Origin of the sequence: Psychrobacillus sp. NPDC096426 (genome assembly GCF_044762745.1) — a bacterium.
Lineage (GTDB): Bacteria > Bacillota > Bacilli > Bacillales_A > Planococcaceae > Psychrobacillus.
Window position 1 is genome coordinate 20,508 of sequence record NZ_JBIWEX010000005.1, and the last position, 16,632, is coordinate 37,139.

Here is a 16,632-nt window from a genome sequence, read left to right on the forward strand (position 1 = left end):
AATCCTCCTTTATCACTTTCATTCATCATAACAAACTAGTGTATTTATGCCAAACTGTTTGCAAACCATTTCGTTGCTGCTAACATCCCTTTACGTGATACGGCATGTCCTGCTGATTTTTCTTTCATAAATTCGATCGAGTGATTTCCAAATTCTTCTTCCAATATTTTAATAAACTGAGCGGTAGGTGCAAAAGGTACAACTGAATCCTTTTCCCCGTGCCAGAAAAACAGCGGCTTGCCTTTTAGTTTTTCCATTTGGTTTGTTGCGTCGAACGTAGCTAGAGTATCAAGCATATTTTTTCGTTCTTCCGCATTTAATGGTATTTGAAAGCCTTTTTGCTCCACTTGTTCCATCTGTGCTTTCGCAAGCTCCACATAACCTGGAGTTCCCATCAAGATGACCGCTGCATCTATCCAAGGATAGGAAGTTAAGCAACCAAGCGTTGTAATACCACCCATGGAAGTACCAGCAATCCCAATTTTCTGATTGGTTATATAGCCACGTTTTTGTAGTTCTTCTCTTAAAATGCCCACTTCTTCTATCGAAGTTAATACCGTTTCCCAAAAACGTAGGCTTAACTCGACTTGATCTAATTGTTCATCTCGTTCTCCGTGTAAGTGGGCATCTGGTAAAATGACACGACATCCATCGTGGACTAATTGATAAGCATAATGGAGATTATGTTCTTTTGCGCTTTCAAAACCGTGTAGAAAAAGAACGATTGGTGCATTATTTTGCGTTTCTTCATGATAAATATGTAATAAAGGAATATTCCGCCAGGATTCTTGTTGTACAATCATTTTACTTCCCCCACCTTTTTGTATATATTATTATTTTAACAAAGCAATTCAAAATTTACAAAAAGCATAAACTATACATTTTGACCTTCTTATATGAACACGATACACTTTATATAAGAATAGAAGGGAGTTTTTCAATTGCAACGTCATTTAATAGTATTAGATCTAGATGGAACTTTATTAACAGATGAAAAGGTTATTTCGAACAAAACGAAAAACACACTTCTTCAAGCAAAAGAAGAAGGCCATGAAGTAATGATTGCAACTGGAAGACCGTATAGATCGAGTGAAATGTATTATAAAGAGCTTGGTTTAACAACACCAATTGTCAATTTTAATGGAGCATTTGTACACCACCCTATGAATAAATCATGGCAAACTGTACATAAACCAATCGAATTGAAAGTCGTAAAGGAAGTAGTCGAGGCTGTAGAAAGCTACTCCATTAAGAATATGCTTGCAGAAGTGCTAGATGACGTCTACTTACATTATCATGATGAACAAATGATGTCTGCATTTGCATTAGGGAATCCTAACATTACGACCGGTGATTTACGTACTTTTTTACAAAAAGATCCTACGAGTTTACTTATTCATGCGGAGGAAGATTCGGTCGATTTAGTCCGTAAACATTTACGCGATGTCCACGCAGAAGTAATTGATCACCGTAGATGGGGTGCGCCGTGGGATGTGATCGAAATTGTTCGCCACGGGTTAAACAAAGCGGTTGGCTTATCTCATGTCTCCTCTTATTTAGGCATACCTCAAGAACGAATTATTGCTTTTGGAGATGAAGACAATGATTTGGAAATGATTGAGTATGCAGGAGTTGGGGTTGCAATGGGGAATGCAATCAAACCATTGCAAAATATCGCAAACGAAATAACGAACACAAACAATGAAGATGGAATAGCAGATTTCTTAATAGAGAGATTAAAATTAAAGCAAATAGCATTTTAGGGGGATAAAAGATGAAATTATATGCAGACAGTGCTAGTGATTTACCTAAATCTTTTTATGAATCACGTCAAGTAGAATTGTTCCCGCTGCGAGTGCATATTGGGGAGCAGGAATACGAAGACGTAATTGGAATTGATGCGAAACAAGTATATGAAGAGATTCGAAAAGGAGCACATCCCAAAACTTCTCAAGCCTCACCAGAAAACTTTTTGCGTGTGTTTGAGGATTTAGCGAAATCCGGAGAGGAAGGATTGTATATTGCCTTTTCATCCTCACTTTCCGGAACATATAGTACAGCGGTGATGATGCGTGAACAAGTAATGGAAACATATCCCGATTTAAAGTTAACGATTATTGATTCTAAATGTGCTTCACTTGGTTATGGACTGCTCGTAAAAGAGGCTGTCCGTTTAAAAGATCAAGGTCTTGAATTACAAACTATTGAAGAAAAAACTAGATTTCAAGCCGAGCATATGGAACATCTTTTCACCGTGGAAGATTTAGATTATTTAGCACAAGGCGGTAGAGTTTCCAAAGCAAGTGCTTTTATCGGTGGATTGCTTAATATAAAGCCTCTTTTGCATGTAGAGGACGGCAAACTAGTCCCAATCGAAAAAATTCGTGGTCGTAAAAAAGTGATCAAGCGTATGATTGAATTGATGGAAGAACGCGGTGAACGTTTAGAAGAACAAGTAATTGCGATTAGTCACGGAGACGATGAAGAAACAGCGCTTGTCTTAAAACAAATGATCGAAGAAAAAATATCACCGAAAGATATAGAAATTTATATGATAGGATCTACGATTGCTGCGCATACGGGTCCAGGAACGTTGGCCTTATTCTTTTTAAATAAATTAGATTAACATTAAAACAATACAAATGGCATAAAAACGCTTGGAAAAATTTCCGAGCGTTTTTATGTTTAATATAACACCACTTCTTATTTTTATACTTTAAAGATCATATGTTCCACTCTCTTTTTTTACTAGTAATAGTTCTACAAGAATTAAGCGAATTCTACCTAAGGTCCTTCAATTCAAATATTTTGTCTATAATACCTAACTTGGGCAATTGTTTTGCCACCAAAACTAAACTACTTAAATTATTATTTCTCCGGTTTAATATAAGGGACGATTGGTGCAGTAGCCCCTACTGAGGCACCACGAATAAAATCTTGATTTTCTAGGGCTTTAAAATTTTGAGTTTGACCAGTCAGCATTACCCCTAATATTTTTACTTCATCAAACTGTTTATTTTTATTTAACTTTAAAAACTCCTGGATATTTTCGATACCACCATTTTCAACATATTTTTCGAGTGCTTTAATAAAGCTAGTGTATTCCTCTTTCGGTGAATCACATGGATTAAATCCATAAACCTGTACCCCAGCAGGCCCTTTACTTTCATCGGCAATTTGTGATGTCATATACAACCATACGATGTTTAAATTATCGGGAATTTTTGTTTGAATTTCTTGTAATGTATATGGCTGATCAAAAGAAATCGCAACTTCCGCAACGTAATTTTCCATTTGTGAAATTTCCCATAATTCATTTTGCACATCAAAGTAATTTTGAATAGATGGATGATAAAATGTCGCAAACTTATTCTTAGTTTGTTTATCAAACTCATAGAACTCCTTATCAGACCAATAAAATCCCGGTATTAACTCGTTGCTATCAATTTTGATGCGAAGCCAATCATACGAACTTGTAAGTGTGCTCCATTGAACTACATATCCATTAATATTTTTGGAACGATTCGTCACAATGTTGCCACCGAACATGGAAGAACTACTCGTAACTTGAGAGTTGATTTGAATATTAGGTTCGGCAATTTCATTATGTAAAAAGAGCTGTTCGTGAAGTCTTTTAGAACTTTTCGCTGCAAAGTAATTGCCTGTTTTATAAAGGATTGGTAATAGAATAAGTACTACGATAATTGAAGTTATGACTATTATTAGTAATTGTTTTCGTTTCGCTTTTCTTAAAGCATCTTTTAACGAATTGTCCATTTAATGTTTTCCTCCTATTTTTGTATGAATAAATTGACGTGCACGATATAATTTTTGCTTTACACTATTTACTTTAATGTCTAAAATAGTCGCAATTTCTTCATATGAAAAATCATAGTAATACTTTAAAAAGAAAATTTCTTTGTATTCTTTTTTAATGTCTTTTAATAAATAGAAAATCTCATTCTTATTTAAAATAGCATCAAATTCGAGGTCTGTATGTTGTAGCTTTGGATAAATTTCCTCGGTTAAATAGATGTTCTGCTGCTCCTTTTTTCTTTTGAAGTCAATATATTCATTCAGTGCCACTCTAAAAAACCATGGACGTATATTGCTCTCTGTTAAATCATCCAACAGCGTGTATACTTTGTAGAAAGTGTTTTGAATTATATCTTCCGCATCTTCTTTTTTGGCTCCTTTCGCTAATAATAGATAGAATACTTCCTCCCCTAGATTGATAAGATAGGAGGCTAGTATATTTTCTTTTTTCATCATTTGTCCTCCCTATACTTATACAACGATTTAGTGATATAGAAAGTATACACTGAGAAGAAATATTAATTTTTATAACAAATAACCTCCTACCCATAAACAGGTAGGAGGTTATTGCATATTTATTATTTTTTATTTTGTTCGTTTCTTCTTTGCTTTCCTTTTTTCCATACGATTACTAAAAAGCCAAGGAACAATACATACGATAATGCCATTGCAAAAATATATGATTTATTTAACCCTTGAAGATCCGTTACTTGATAGACTTCCACTATTTCCCGATCAACTACTAATCTATACTCTCCGTTATCATCCGGTCGAACAATATCGGATTCGAACAATCCATGTAACTCCTTATTCTCACCAACGATGTTACTTGTTAAATCAATTCGCTTCGTTTCGCTTGTGTTATTAATCACAACAATGAATTCTTCGTCCGCTGAATAACGTTTAAAAACGATATAACCATCCTCATTTTTTAACAGTTCTAGCTTACCAGTACGCATTGTTTCGGATTTATTGCGAACATTGTTAATGTCTTTAATATAGTCGATTAACTCTTCATCTACCCGGAAATTCATGACCTGGTGACTTTCTTGCGCATGTTGTCCGTTCATCGCAATTTCCGTACCGTATGTCATATATGGCACACCAGGCATGGTAAACATTGCGCCGAGTGCAGTCTTAATACGAGTTGGTGGGAACATATTTTCTAGCGCACTATAGTAAGTAAATCTCTCTGTATTTAAATGATCAAATAGTAGTAACTCGTTATAGTCGGTTGACACAATACCTTCTGTTGGTAAATCTGTATTTTTGAATGCCTCTCTAAAATTCACCTGTAAATCATCGGAATACTTGACGTCGAAATTTGCATCCGATTCTTCTAGTGCAATTACGTACATTGGATTGCGTACTTCTTTTACACTTGAAATCATTTCGTTGATGAATGAGGTTGGGGCTCCGTTTAATTCGGACAATTTTACGCCATCAATCTCATATGTTTTCGCAAATTCGACCAATGTATCTTTAAGCGCCTGTTGTACTTCCACTTTGGTTAAATCTAATGTTAATACATCATTTTCCTTACTTTGTATCCACCCTGTTTGCGAGTTCCAAACATGATTCACACTGTAATTGTTTAGCGGAAATTCAATCATAATCTTTACATTATGTTTATGTGCTTCACTTATCAGTTGTTGAAATTCTTCCGGTGTCCCGAAGCGTTTTTCTAGTGTATTAAAATCTAATACTCGTTTACCATCATAGGTTTCTGTTGCAAATACAGGCCCAATGGAAATCGTTGTAAATCCCATATCTTTAATATGGTTCATTTTTTCTATAATTCCTAAAAAGTCACCACCTGCAAAGGCATTTGGATCTTTTGCATTTACATCATAGTCATTAGTAATCACTTTATTGAAATAACGATCTACATACAAATCGTAAATACTTTCATTATGTATAGAAGCGTTTGCTTCGGCATTTATTGGTTGTGTCGATGTGATCCATAGACCACTTATGAGTAACCCGGTCATTAGCCACTTGTTAAATTTCAAGATAAATCCTCCTCTATCTAGGAAAGAGCATATGCTAGATAATTAATAAAAACATGTCACAGTTATTTTATCAAAGCTCTTTCGTAATCGCTATCGTTTCGGAACGAAAGCCCCAAAAATAGCCGATTATTCGTCCAAACTGTGACATACCAAAAATTACCCTTGCATATGGTAGCTTCATAATATAGGGATAATGCGTCTTAGTGACCGCTGGGATTTGCGCTTCAGGGCGGACGCTTTCCACGGGGTGAGCGATGAGCCTTCACCGCCGCTACGCGTACGTTGCGAAGTCTCATCAAGCTCACTTAATCCCGTTGGAGTCGCCGCCCTTCCACTCCAATCCAAAAAGGAATTGCTTATTTATCAGTACCAACTCGCTAGAAACAAAATTGAAAGGAATCAATTCTAATGAAAAGGTATCCAATTAGCATCCGTTCGCGCATTTATATAAAACCAATTTAGAAATTACCATCTCATTACGAGTTAAGTCTTACTGTAAGAAATTGTCTAATTCGAAGGCGAGATTGTCGCGTTAATAGTGGATATTGTCTCATCAAATATTTTTTGTTAATAATAGTCACTGATAAGTTAGCAAACACCATTGATTTTCGCTGCAGGCGGCGACTCCAGCCGGATGAGGGAGCAAAATGAGCCATTCCAACGTACGCGTAAGCGGCGGGAATGGCTCATCGCTCACCCCACGGAAAGCGTCCGCACTGTAGCGAAAATCATTGCGGACACTTTATTCAACTTGTTAAGACGCACTATACCAATAGTGTGCTTAGTATAAAAAGTGGCTTACTTTAAATTGTTGGGGGAAATCTATTAACATAACATTATTCTCCTAATTTCCTAAGCGAAAAACAAAAACCACCAATCATTTTGGTGGTTTTGTGTTATGGAGAATATGATGATGTAACGCTTCTTCATCCAATGATTCCGCTTCACCCGCTTGTACACGGGAAATCATAAAGGAAGTAACAACAAATATAATCATCAATACAACGACAAAAATTAGTAACGATATTCCCATCATTTGCTTACGCTAAAAAGTTAATGCCCATTGGTAATTTGAAGCCTAGGAAAAGTGTGATCAAGAAGAAAATGAAAAATAATACAACAAACGTCGTAAATGGTTTTCCTTTTTTCTTTTTCACTAAAGACATTTCCATCATCCCAATGACTAAAATACCTGCTAAAAACTTCAATCCGTAAAGCATTCCTTGACCGTAGTCCATGCCCTTCATAAATAACGCAATACCCGTAATAATAATTAAAATATAAAATAAGCGTAAAATCATATGCACTACTTTTGGATTTGTCATTGCTAATGCTACTAAGAACAAGATGATCGCAATTACCCAAGTTGTAATGTGTAAATATGTTGATGCTAAAAATTCCATTTTTTCACCTCGACAGTTTATTCACGTATATATCTTACCATTAAATGAAATATTTTACTCGAATTTGTTCACTAATGTGCCAATTCCTTCAATGGAAACTTTCACAATATCGCCTGATTTTATAAACTTTGGAGGATTAAATCCTTTTCCAACGCCAGCAGGGGTTCCGGTAAGGATGATATCTCCAGGTTCTAATGTAACCGATTTAGAAATTTCCGCAATTATTTGCTCCACGGAATAAACCATATCAGAAGTTTGACCATTTTGACGAATTTCATCGTTTACTTTTGTCACGACAGTAAGTTCTTGTGGATGAGGTAGTTCATCCTTTGTGACAACATAAGGACCCATTGGACAAGAACCTTCTAAGCTTTTTCCTAAGAAATATTGTTGATGTTTTGATTGTAAATCGCGTGCAGTTAAATCATTTGCTATCGTATATCCAAAAACGTAATCGTATGCAAGTTTAGAGGGAATGTCTTTTCCCTTTTTCCCGATTACGATCGCTAGTTCCCCTTCATAGTCATACGCATTTGTTTTATCTGCATGAATAGAAAGTGTTTGTTCATCTGCTGCGATGGAAGTTGGGGACTTCGTAAAAACGACAAAGTCATTCGCTACACCGCCCATTTCTTTTGCATGATCCGCGTAATTTTTTCCGATGGCCATTATATTTTTCGGTGTACGAGGTATTGGGGATAACCATTCTATTTCTGTGAATTGTCTTTTAAAAGTATCTGCATGTTCATCTTCGGATGCTGCTTCCACTAGTTGGCGGATTTGTTCGTTAAAATCCATTCCTAATCCAATACCTTCTACTATGGTAGTAGGAAAATTAGGTAATACCTGGAGTGTCTCTTGAATGCTTAATACATCCCATACAGCCTCTTCTTTTTTAACTTTTGGTCCGAAGTAAATTTTATCATTTAATCGATATGATAATAGTTTCATCGTTTTGACTCCCCTTCAAGTAGTTTAATAGCATACTCCTAGTCTATTACAAATTGACTTTGTTTTCATCTTTTTCAGACAAATCATTTCGATAAGTCAGTTTTCTCCACAGTGCCTCTATTGGTCCCTGTTTAAATTTCATAAACCAAGCTTCAGCAAATATCAGCTGTAGCACATATATCCCTACTGCCATCCATGTTCCTGTAGTAATATCGACTTTGCCATACAAGCCAAAACCATACGCATAGAAAATAGTCGTTGCAATAATCGATTGCATCAAATAGATGGTCATCGACATGCGCCCAGCTTTTGCAACTGGCGAAAGCAATTTTTGCATGAACGGGATTGTACAAACAAGCGCTAGTATGCCTGCATAAGCGATTGCTTGAAGTGGCCCCCCAAATGTATCTTGTACAGACATCGTAAGAGTGTTCGGCACTGTTAGATAAGGTAGCCACTTAATAGCTGTTCCAGCTCCAAGCCCTACTATAATGGCGATAATCCAAAAGACTTTCAATTCACGAGCTCGTTCGATTAATTTTACTTTTGCTGCTGCTGCTCCAAGCATTAAAAACGGCACAATGGTGAATAAAATCATGACAAGTACTAATCCATAGCCACTCATATAGATCCAGTCATCTAGTCGTTGCTTGAAAATATCGCCCCAAGAACCAAGTGAATAAGCAAGAACGGATGCCTCAATCTTTTGAATAGCAGTATAAATAATTAAACTTTCCGGCTCCATTTTTCCAAGTAAGTACAATAATCCATTTAATAGACCGTTAGGTAGTAAAAATAATAGTGCACTTATTAATACTAACCAAATTGGCTTTAATCGAATCACTAATAATAAAACAAATCCCGCGATCGCATACGTGATTAATATATCACCTGACCATATAAGAAATGCATGGATACAGCCGATCAATAGTAGAACGGATAGTCTACGAACGGCTAACTTTCGAAAAGATGTCCCTTTTTCTTGGGACTTCATAAACTGCATCGCAAGTCCATAACCAAAAAGCATCGAAAACAGCGGATATACGCTACCTTGCACAAAAATGTCAATCCACTTATGCGTTTCATAATCTCCCGGAACTTGAAACCAAGTATATGGATTTATATAAATATATGGACTATGAAAAAACAGCATATTGACGACAAAAATGCCAAGTAGCGCAAATCCTCTCATTACGTCAATTGAAATAACTCTTTCTTTCTCCCCCACTGGACGAATTAACAACCTATTTCCTCCTATATCAAAACCGTTTTGTTTATATCAAATAAATAAAGCATCTTTTCTTTTATCTCCACTTGCATAATAGATTCAATTGCTTGTGCATAAATGGACAATTGAATAGCATACCGATTATTCATTTCTTGTTGCAACAATGTTTCATTGTTTACTAAATGCCCTACACGATCCGTTTTATAATCTAATAAAACAAAGCGGCCGTCCTCCTCTAAAAATAAGCAATCAACGACCCCTTGAATAATTTGTTTATCGCCACCTTGATCTTCCATTGCATACGTAAATGGGAATTCTCGCATAACTTCTTTTGCCGATCGTAATCTTTCGGCAATAGTAGAATGGAAAAATGGCACCATTTTTTCTGGATTAATCGCTGCTTGTTCTGCTTTTGTTAGAATTTCACGATCGTAAAGCTCACTTGCAAATGCCTGTACTTGTTCGGTTGTTTTTGCTTCCTTCAAATCGACGTTTTGCATAAATGCATGGACTGCTGTTCCGACTTCTGCTCCTGTTAGTTTTTCTTCTTGTTGTAAAAAGAATGGACGCTTCGCCACTTTTGATGGACTGTTAGTGGTCAATGTTGGTTCAAAATAAGCATCGTCTTCTCTAGACATAAGTAGTTGTATTTTTTTCATTTCACTAACGGTTTGTTTCGATCGCTTCTGTGTAGAAAGTTCAAATGGATATACCGTGTCAAACCGTGCTTTCACTTGTGGCAAAACAGTCGTTTTTTCTCGGTCAATCAGTTGGTCGATTGAACGCTTTTCTTTCGCTTCTGTTTCTGTCGGCAGTTTTAGGTCATCAACACATTTTGCAACAATCCGCCATTTTGATTCGCTTTCGACAATATTTGCTTCGCTTACATCTGAAAGCTGCTCATAATCCGTATGCCTTGCAATAGCTGGTCCTATCCAGTCCAAATAGCCTTTTGCTTTTGCACGAATATATTCCGGGAGCATTTCGTCCGGTAACAGAGCTTGTGCATCTTTCCAATTTACTAGCGTCTTCGCCAAATCTTTAATAGACGCAGTGAGATATAAGTACTCTTTTGCTCTCGTCATCGCTACATATAATACCCGCATTTCTTCCGCTTTTAACTCCATTTGTTTCTTCTCTTTCATTGATAAAAACGGCAATGAGGTATACGAAATGCGCTTTTCTGGATCAATTGCTTTTACCGCGAGTCCAAATGATTGATCAAATAAGTATGGTTCATTAAAGTCCATTTGGTTAAAAGGCCTTCCCATTCCTGCTAAAAATACAACAGGAAATTCCAATCCTTTCGAAGCGTGAATCGTCATGAGTCGTACGACATTTTCTTTTTCACTCATCGCACGCGCGGCTCCCAAATCATCTCCCCGTCTTCGCATACGTTCGATAAAGCGCAAAAATCGGAATAATCCACGGAAAGATGTTTTTTCATATTCGACTGCACGGTCATGTAAAATACGTAAATTCGCTTGCTTTTGCATTCCATTTGGCATAGAACCAACCATTTCGTAATAATGGGTATCTAAATAAATTCGCCAAATTAAATCTGCAAGAGAACCCCTTCTACTCATATTCCGCCAGTCTTCAAATTGCAACAAAAATCGTTGTAGCTTTTCACCAGTGTCTGCTGAAATCCCCGCAGCCCCACTAGCTACAAAAACTTTCAATGCTTCATAAAAAGGCTCTTTTGGTGCGGCAAGTCGAATCGTAGCAAGTTCGGATTCTGTCAGTCCGACAAAAGGCGCACGAAGAACCGATGCGAGCGATATGTCTTGATACGGATTATCGATTGTTCGAAGGGTGTGGAGCATAATAAGCACTTCAATAGCTTCAAAATAACCTTTCGAAAGCTCCGCATATAACGGAATACCCGCTTCTTTAAATTGGTCCGTTACTTCTTGTGACCACGTCATCGAACGCATTAAAATAACGATATCGCTATACTCGACAGGGCGACTTGTTTTTTTCCAAGGGTCATATACAGTTGCTCCTGACTCGATCATTTCTTTTATTTTGGAAATAATATAACGAGCCTCGGCTTGCGATTTCTTTAGCTCTTCCTCTGCATTTACCGTGTCATCTTCTTCTGGTGATTCTACGCTTCCATCTTCTACTTCATATAAAAGTGCTAGCTCCACCGGTGCATCAATTTCGTCGTATGGGGCTTGCGGCTTTAAAGAAGCGTCTTCGTCATAATTTATTTCCCCTACTTTTTCTCCCATAATTTGCTGGAAAATATAGTTTGTAGCTTGCAGTACTTCTTTTCGACTTCGGAAGTTTGCATTTAAATCGATTTTCACACCTGAATCTTTAGGTATGTCGTTAAAAGCAAGATACTTGCCTAAAAAAAGCATCGGCTCTGCTAAGCGGAAACGGTAAATGGATTGCTTCACATCGCCCACCATGAACATATTACCTGTACGTTCGTCGCCACTTTTCACTAATTGCAAAATCGTTTCTTGTAGTAAATTGACATCTTGGTACTCATCGGTCAACACTTCTTTGAAACGTGCCTGATATTCTTTTGCGATTTCAGACGGTACTAGTTGCCCATTTTCATCATGTTCCGTTAATATATCGAGCGCGTAATGCTCTAAATCAGAAAAATCGACTAACCCTTTATCATTTTTTGCAGCGGTATATCGTTCCCCATACGTAATGGCGAGTTCAACTAATGTTTGTAGTTGCGGGGCCATCAGTCGCATTTCTTCTAGTAAACGTGCGGGTGTTCTAGTGAAATAATTGTCTTTTAAATCATTTACTATTTTTTTCACTTTCGTTCGTTTAGCTGTTGCTTGTTTTTTTAATGCTTCATCACAGGAGTCTTTTTTGATTGATGCTGCTTTAGCCCATGAAATGCTACTAAAAAAATGAAATGCATCTTGCCAAGTACTCATTTTCATCAGGCGAATGGCTTCCCTAATCACTTCTTGATCTTTTAGCGCAGTTTCCGCAAGTGGAGCGGGACCATTAGGCATATTCGCTAGACTGCGAATTTCTTCGGCTACTGCAATTGCTTCTTCTAAATGGTGAATGATAGCGAGTTTCAACGGTTCGATAAAAGAAAGTTCATCTATCGTCATATCTTCTCGTAATGTATAGGCTTCAGGTATCGCAAGTAACCATTTTTTTGGTTCCGGATGTACACGGGCATATGTATATAGTTTTTCAATCATCGTCTCAATCGATTGATCGTCCCTATCCGATGTGAAACTGTCTGACAGTCTATACATCGCTTCTGGATTTTCCATTTGGTATGCTTCTTCTAACACTTCCGCTAAAATATCATCCCGGATAAGCGCTGCTTCTGCTTCATTTGCAATACGGAATCCAGGATCGATTGTTAGCATATACGAATATTGTTTAACAATATTTAAGCAAAAAGAATGTAGCGTTGATATTTGCGCTTTACTTAAAAGGCTTAACTGCTTGCGCAAATGTGTAGATGTTGGATCCAGTGCGATTGCTTTTTCAAGTGCTTCTCCCATTCGGTGGCGCATTTCCGCTGCAGAAGCATTAGTGAAAGTTACGACTAATAACTCATCCACGTTAATCGGATTTTCTTTCGCAATTACTTTTTGGATGAGCCGGTCGATGAGGACAGCCGTTTTCCCAGAACCCGCTGCTGCGGATACGAGGACGTCAGAATCGGTTGCCCATATCGCTTTCCACTGGGCAGGTGTCCATGTTAACTCTGATGGCATTTCAGGAATGTTCATCTGTACTCATCTCCTTTCGAATTTTTTCAGTGACGATATCAGGTTGCTCTACTTTTAAATTTCGTACAGGTTGACTTGGGTCTTGTGGGTCAAATTGACAAACACTTTGGTATGCACAATACGTACAAGGCATTTTATCTTTTATACGATACGGATAAACACGCGTATCTCCTGCATTCATTCCATTACCGGCTTGTTCATGTCTTTTACGTACAAACGATTGAAGGAGTTTCATCTGCTCTGGCTCTACTACTTTTGAAGACGATTTCGACAAGTTTCCGTCTTTATTCATACGCACTGGAATGATTTTAGAAAATCCTTCGATTTGCTCATCCATTTCCATGACTACTGCTGGATCATCAAGTAGTAATCCGTTCATCTTATACGATTTATAAATCTCTTCTTGTAATTCCGCATCATTCATTTCCTTTTGCGTTTTAATAAAAGGATTATGCATATGCACATATAATACACCTGCTGGTTCTGCATTTTCATGCAACCAAATATCCGCGTTTTCAATCGCAACGTCTAAATAAGTGAGCATTTGAAGCGATAGTCCATAATACACTTCGTTCAAATCAATCCCTTTACGAGATGATTTATAATCCACAATCCGAACAAACAGATTACCATTTACATTGGACGCATCTACTCGGTCGATTCGCCCACGTAATTGCATTTTACGACCACGTTTTAACGGTATTTCTAATGCGGGTAAATCTTCTCCTGGACCAAAACCCGCTTCAATTGCGATTGGCACAAAAGTCGATACTTTAGAATGTTTGCTAAGTGCAAAAAGGGTGGATGCCACTATTTGCTCTAATTTACGTTGAATATATCGATAACGATTCGTACTTAATAACAATTGATGCACAAATACTGGCACGATCATATCGACCGCTTGTTTGGCAAGCGCTGCGCATTGCTCTCTAGAAAGATCTGCCCATGTTAAGCCAAGTCTTGCCGTTTCGTCTGCAATCCACTTGAGTGCAGCATGGAATAAATCCCCTATTGCCGGTGCTTCCAAACGATATTCTGCTCTCTCTTCCAGCTTCAATCCATATGCTGCATAATGCGCAAATGGACAACTATAATATCGTTCTACGCGGGAAACACTTGAAATCATCGTTTCTCCGTATAAAGCAGATGTTATTTCTTGCGGGAGTCTTTCTGTTTGATTGCCAACTATTAAAGGTTTAACAACACGCTTTAAAATGGTAGACCAATATGGATCTTCCAAATAATACTGATATACCGATTGCCAAACTTCAGGTAATTCTCCAGTCTCTAATGCTTTTCGAATTTGCATCACCACATATGGTAAAGTCGTTCTTGGATGACTAATCGATTGGAGATCGAATGCAGCATTTGCGTTATCAGTTGGATCCATTACAGCGAACTCTACTGGGACATCCGTGACCATTTGTTGGACTTTTTTAATATACATCGATGGGAGCAGTGCTTTTCCTTCACTATCTGCAATAGGATACGAAACGGCTAAATAATCTGATGCAGTGACGAATGCTTTATACACTAAATAATTTTCATCGAGCAAGCGCATTTTCGAAGTTGGCGCTAACTCAAAACCTACTTGCGTAAACCATTCTCGTTCCGTATCGGACAGTAAGCCTTCATGATCCATCCGTTTTGGGAATACACCATCGTTTACCCCAACGACAAACACGGCTTTTATATTTGTCAAACGTGCAATATCCACATTTGCAAAGGTAACTTGATCAATCGTTGGTGGGATGCGTGAAAATGCTAGTTGGTCATAACCTTCATCTAAAATTTTCGCCGCATCCTCTACAGTCATCTCTTTCTCACCAAACATTAAGACGAATTGATCGAGTACATTCACCCACTCATTCCAAGCTTGTTCATGCTCAGAAGCAAGTAGTAATTGACCACTTTCTTCTTCCACTCGCTTCAATACTTGAAGTTTCTCGTACACTTGTAGCGATTCCATAAATGTAAATAATGCAGTAGCAAAATCCATTGCTGTTTTACTTTTGGCAAGCTCGTCCGCAAGTAATTTTAATGGTTGAACGACTATATCACGAGCTGCATGTAAGTCTGCTTGCATACTTAACTCCTCGTCGGTTTGCACTTTCGAGTAAAATTCTAGCCCACGATATTTTTTATATACCCAGCGCCGGTCATCAAACCATCTATCCCCGTAAATGCCGAATGATAGGACGAAATTTTCTAAACGATCGGTCCGTTCTCTCCACTTACTTTTAGAAGCATTTAACGGAAAAAATAAATCGGTTTTAATCGCTCGGAACATTGGTTCATACTTCCATCCAGTTCGAATAACTTCTAAAACCGTTCTACTTAACTCGATTAATGGATGATGCAACATCGATTTTTTTTGACTGATAAACACGGGAATATCATATTGTGGGAAAATCGTTTCGATTAGTCCTTCATAGCTTTCCGCATCCCGATGCAATATCGCCATTTCTTTATAACGTATTTCTTTATGTTGCATCATTTCCCGTATTTGTCTTGCTACGGCATGAATTTCTGCCCGTCTATTTGCAGCTTCAGTTATTCGCAATTTACCCTCAGTTTTCATCTCTGCCGGTGGTAGTTGGTCAAAATTTACTTCAATATGGGCAAGTTCTCTCGATACAAATCGTTTTTGTTCTACTTGGTGTACGATTTCTTCTATGTCCACTTGTTCTGCTTGTGCCATTTCTATCAATCTGCCGCAAGTATTTGCAGGCTGATAAAATAACGACTGCTCATCTTGTGCGTCGGCAAGTGTCTCTAGTGGAAGAGCGATTGTAATGCGCTTCACTTGTTTCATTAATGCTTGAATAATTTCTAATTCTCTCGTTGTAAATGAAGTAAATCCATCGATGTAAAGTTCCGTTTTTTCAAGCAGACGCGAGTCTTTTATTTTCAAAGCAAGCAAAGTTAAAAACCCTTCTCCGTCGATATAGCTTGTCCCTAATTTTTGCTCCATTAAATCGAGCATTAGCATAAGATCAGCTGATTTATCGAGTAATGTTTTAGGTGCTTCTACTGCTTCTAATTGATTGAATGCGTTTGCCATCGTGGCGTGATCTAAACAGTAACGACTGAATTCTTTCATGAGTACTTCTATTTGATCGGTAAAACCTCGTTTCGTTGCTGCTCTGTTAAACAATGTAAATTCATCTTTGTGATCTTCTAGTAAACTCCGAATGAGCATGCGGTATCCGAATCCGCTAATTTCTTCTTTCGCGATTCCACCTGTTTCTTGTAATACACGCCAAGCTAATCGTTTAAACGTAGTCACTTGTGCACGTATTAATCCTTTTAAACCCGCCCCTGCAGCTAGATCGTATTCGCTAGAAAATGACATTTGGTCGGGCACAATATAAAATATCGGATCCCCAAGTGGGTTTTGTTGTAATGTATATACTATTTCTTGTTGCATAAATGTGGTCTTCCCTGTTCCCGATCGTCCACTAATAATTCTTAATGACACTATAAAA

12 protein-coding genes are annotated in these 16,632 nt (G+C 37.6%); 2 read left to right on the top strand and 10 right to left on the bottom strand.

Annotation, left to right across the window (positions count from 1 at the left end):
- Window positions 1–44: 44 nt before the first annotated feature.
- Entirely contained in the window at window positions 45–803 is a 759-nt protein-coding gene (locus ACIQYS_RS05700; protein WP_402976056.1) for a prolyl oligopeptidase family serine peptidase, read from the bottom strand.
- Window positions 804–941: 138 nt separating this feature from the next.
- Between ACIQYS_RS05700 and ACIQYS_RS05705 the strand changes: the two genes are divergently transcribed.
- Together ACIQYS_RS05705 and ACIQYS_RS05710 are read left to right on the top strand one after the other, a co-directional pair.
- Window positions 942–1,763 carry a Cof-type HAD-IIB family hydrolase gene (locus ACIQYS_RS05705; RefSeq protein WP_402976057.1) on the top strand — a complete coding sequence of 274 codons (822 nt, stop codon included), beginning with the start codon at window positions 942–944 and terminating at the stop codon, window positions 1,761–1,763.
- Window positions 1,764–1,774: 11 nt separating this feature from the next.
- Window positions 1,775–2,626, top strand: coding sequence for a DegV family protein (locus tag ACIQYS_RS05710; RefSeq protein WP_402976058.1), 852 nt, complete (start codon window positions 1,775–1,777; stop codon window positions 2,624–2,626).
- A 242-nt stretch (window positions 2,627–2,868) separates the two neighbouring features.
- Here the strand turns inward: ACIQYS_RS05710 and ACIQYS_RS05715 are convergent, their stop codons facing one another.
- The 9 genes from ACIQYS_RS05715 to addB all read right to left on the bottom strand — a co-directional run bounded on the left by ACIQYS_RS05715 (window position 2,869) and on the right by addB (window position 16,625).
- Window positions 2,869–3,777: a sigma factor regulator N-terminal domain-containing protein gene (locus ACIQYS_RS05715; RefSeq protein ID WP_402976060.1), complete on the bottom strand. Its 909-nt coding sequence runs from the start codon at window positions 3,775–3,777 to the stop codon at window positions 2,869–2,871.
- On the bottom strand, window positions 3,778–4,269 hold the full coding sequence (locus ACIQYS_RS05720) for an RNA polymerase sigma factor (protein ID WP_402976062.1): 492 nt from the start codon (window positions 4,267–4,269) through the stop codon (window positions 3,778–3,780).
- A gap of 125 nt (window positions 4,270–4,394) precedes the next feature.
- Window positions 4,395–5,828: an alpha-amylase family glycosyl hydrolase gene (locus ACIQYS_RS05725; RefSeq protein ID WP_402976064.1), complete on the bottom strand. Its 1,434-nt coding sequence runs from the start codon at window positions 5,826–5,828 to the stop codon at window positions 4,395–4,397.
- Between the two features lie 877 nt (window positions 5,829–6,705).
- Window positions 6,706–6,864: a hypothetical protein gene (locus ACIQYS_RS05730; RefSeq protein ID WP_402976066.1), complete on the bottom strand. Its 159-nt coding sequence runs from the start codon at window positions 6,862–6,864 to the stop codon at window positions 6,706–6,708.
- A gap of 4 nt (window positions 6,865–6,868) precedes the next feature.
- Window positions 6,869–7,231, bottom strand: a complete 363-nt coding sequence (locus ACIQYS_RS05735; protein WP_402976068.1) for a YisL family protein — start codon at window positions 7,229–7,231, stop codon at window positions 6,869–6,871.
- Window positions 7,232–7,285: 54 nt separating this feature from the next.
- On the bottom strand, window positions 7,286–8,182 hold the full coding sequence (locus ACIQYS_RS05740) for a fumarylacetoacetate hydrolase family protein (protein ID WP_402976070.1): 897 nt from the start codon (window positions 8,180–8,182) through the stop codon (window positions 7,286–7,288).
- A 46-nt stretch (window positions 8,183–8,228) separates the two neighbouring features.
- Window positions 8,229–9,425, bottom strand: coding sequence for a DUF418 domain-containing protein (locus ACIQYS_RS05745; RefSeq protein ID WP_402976072.1), 1,197 nt, complete (start codon window positions 9,423–9,425; stop codon window positions 8,229–8,231).
- Between the two features lie 11 nt (window positions 9,426–9,436).
- Window positions 9,437–13,144 carry a helicase-exonuclease AddAB subunit AddA gene (gene addA, locus ACIQYS_RS05750; RefSeq protein ID WP_402976074.1) on the bottom strand — a complete coding sequence of 1,236 codons (3,708 nt, stop codon included), beginning with the start codon at window positions 13,142–13,144 and terminating at the stop codon, window positions 9,437–9,439.
- The gene (gene addB, locus ACIQYS_RS05755; protein ID WP_402976076.1) at window positions 13,131–16,625 is read right to left on the bottom strand and encodes a helicase-exonuclease AddAB subunit AddB; all 3,495 of its coding nucleotides are present in this window, start codon (window positions 16,623–16,625) and stop codon (window positions 13,131–13,133) included. Before addB ends, addA begins: the two co-directional genes overlap by 14 nt.
- Window positions 16,626–16,632: the final 7 nt, after the last annotated feature.

What these genes read in the sequence shown, in the direction of transcription:
- ACIQYS_RS05700 (WP_402976056.1), bottom strand. Translation starts at nt 803, where the DNA reads ATGATTGTACAACAAGAATCCTGGCGGAATATTCCTTTATTACATATT.
- ACIQYS_RS05710 (WP_402976058.1), top strand. Translation starts at nt 1,775, where the DNA reads ATGAAATTATATGCAGACAGTGCTAGTGATTTACCTAAATCTTTTTAT.
- ACIQYS_RS05715 (WP_402976060.1), bottom strand. Translation starts at nt 3,777, where the DNA reads ATGGACAATTCGTTAAAAGATGCTTTAAGAAAAGCGAAACGAAAACAA.
- ACIQYS_RS05720 (WP_402976062.1), bottom strand. Translation starts at nt 4,269, where the DNA reads ATGAAAAAAGAAAATATACTAGCCTCCTATCTTATCAATCTAGGGGAG.
- ACIQYS_RS05730 (WP_402976066.1), bottom strand. Translation starts at nt 6,864, where the DNA reads ATGATGGGAATATCGTTACTAATTTTTGTCGTTGTATTGATGATTATA.
- ACIQYS_RS05735 (WP_402976068.1), bottom strand. Translation starts at nt 7,231, where the DNA reads ATGGAATTTTTAGCATCAACATATTTACACATTACAACTTGGGTAATT.
- ACIQYS_RS05740 (WP_402976070.1), bottom strand. Translation starts at nt 8,182, where the DNA reads ATGAAACTATTATCATATCGATTAAATGATAAAATTTACTTCGGACCA.
- addA (WP_402976074.1), bottom strand. Translation starts at nt 13,144, where the DNA reads ATGAACATTCCTGAAATGCCATCAGAGTTAACATGGACACCTGCCCAG.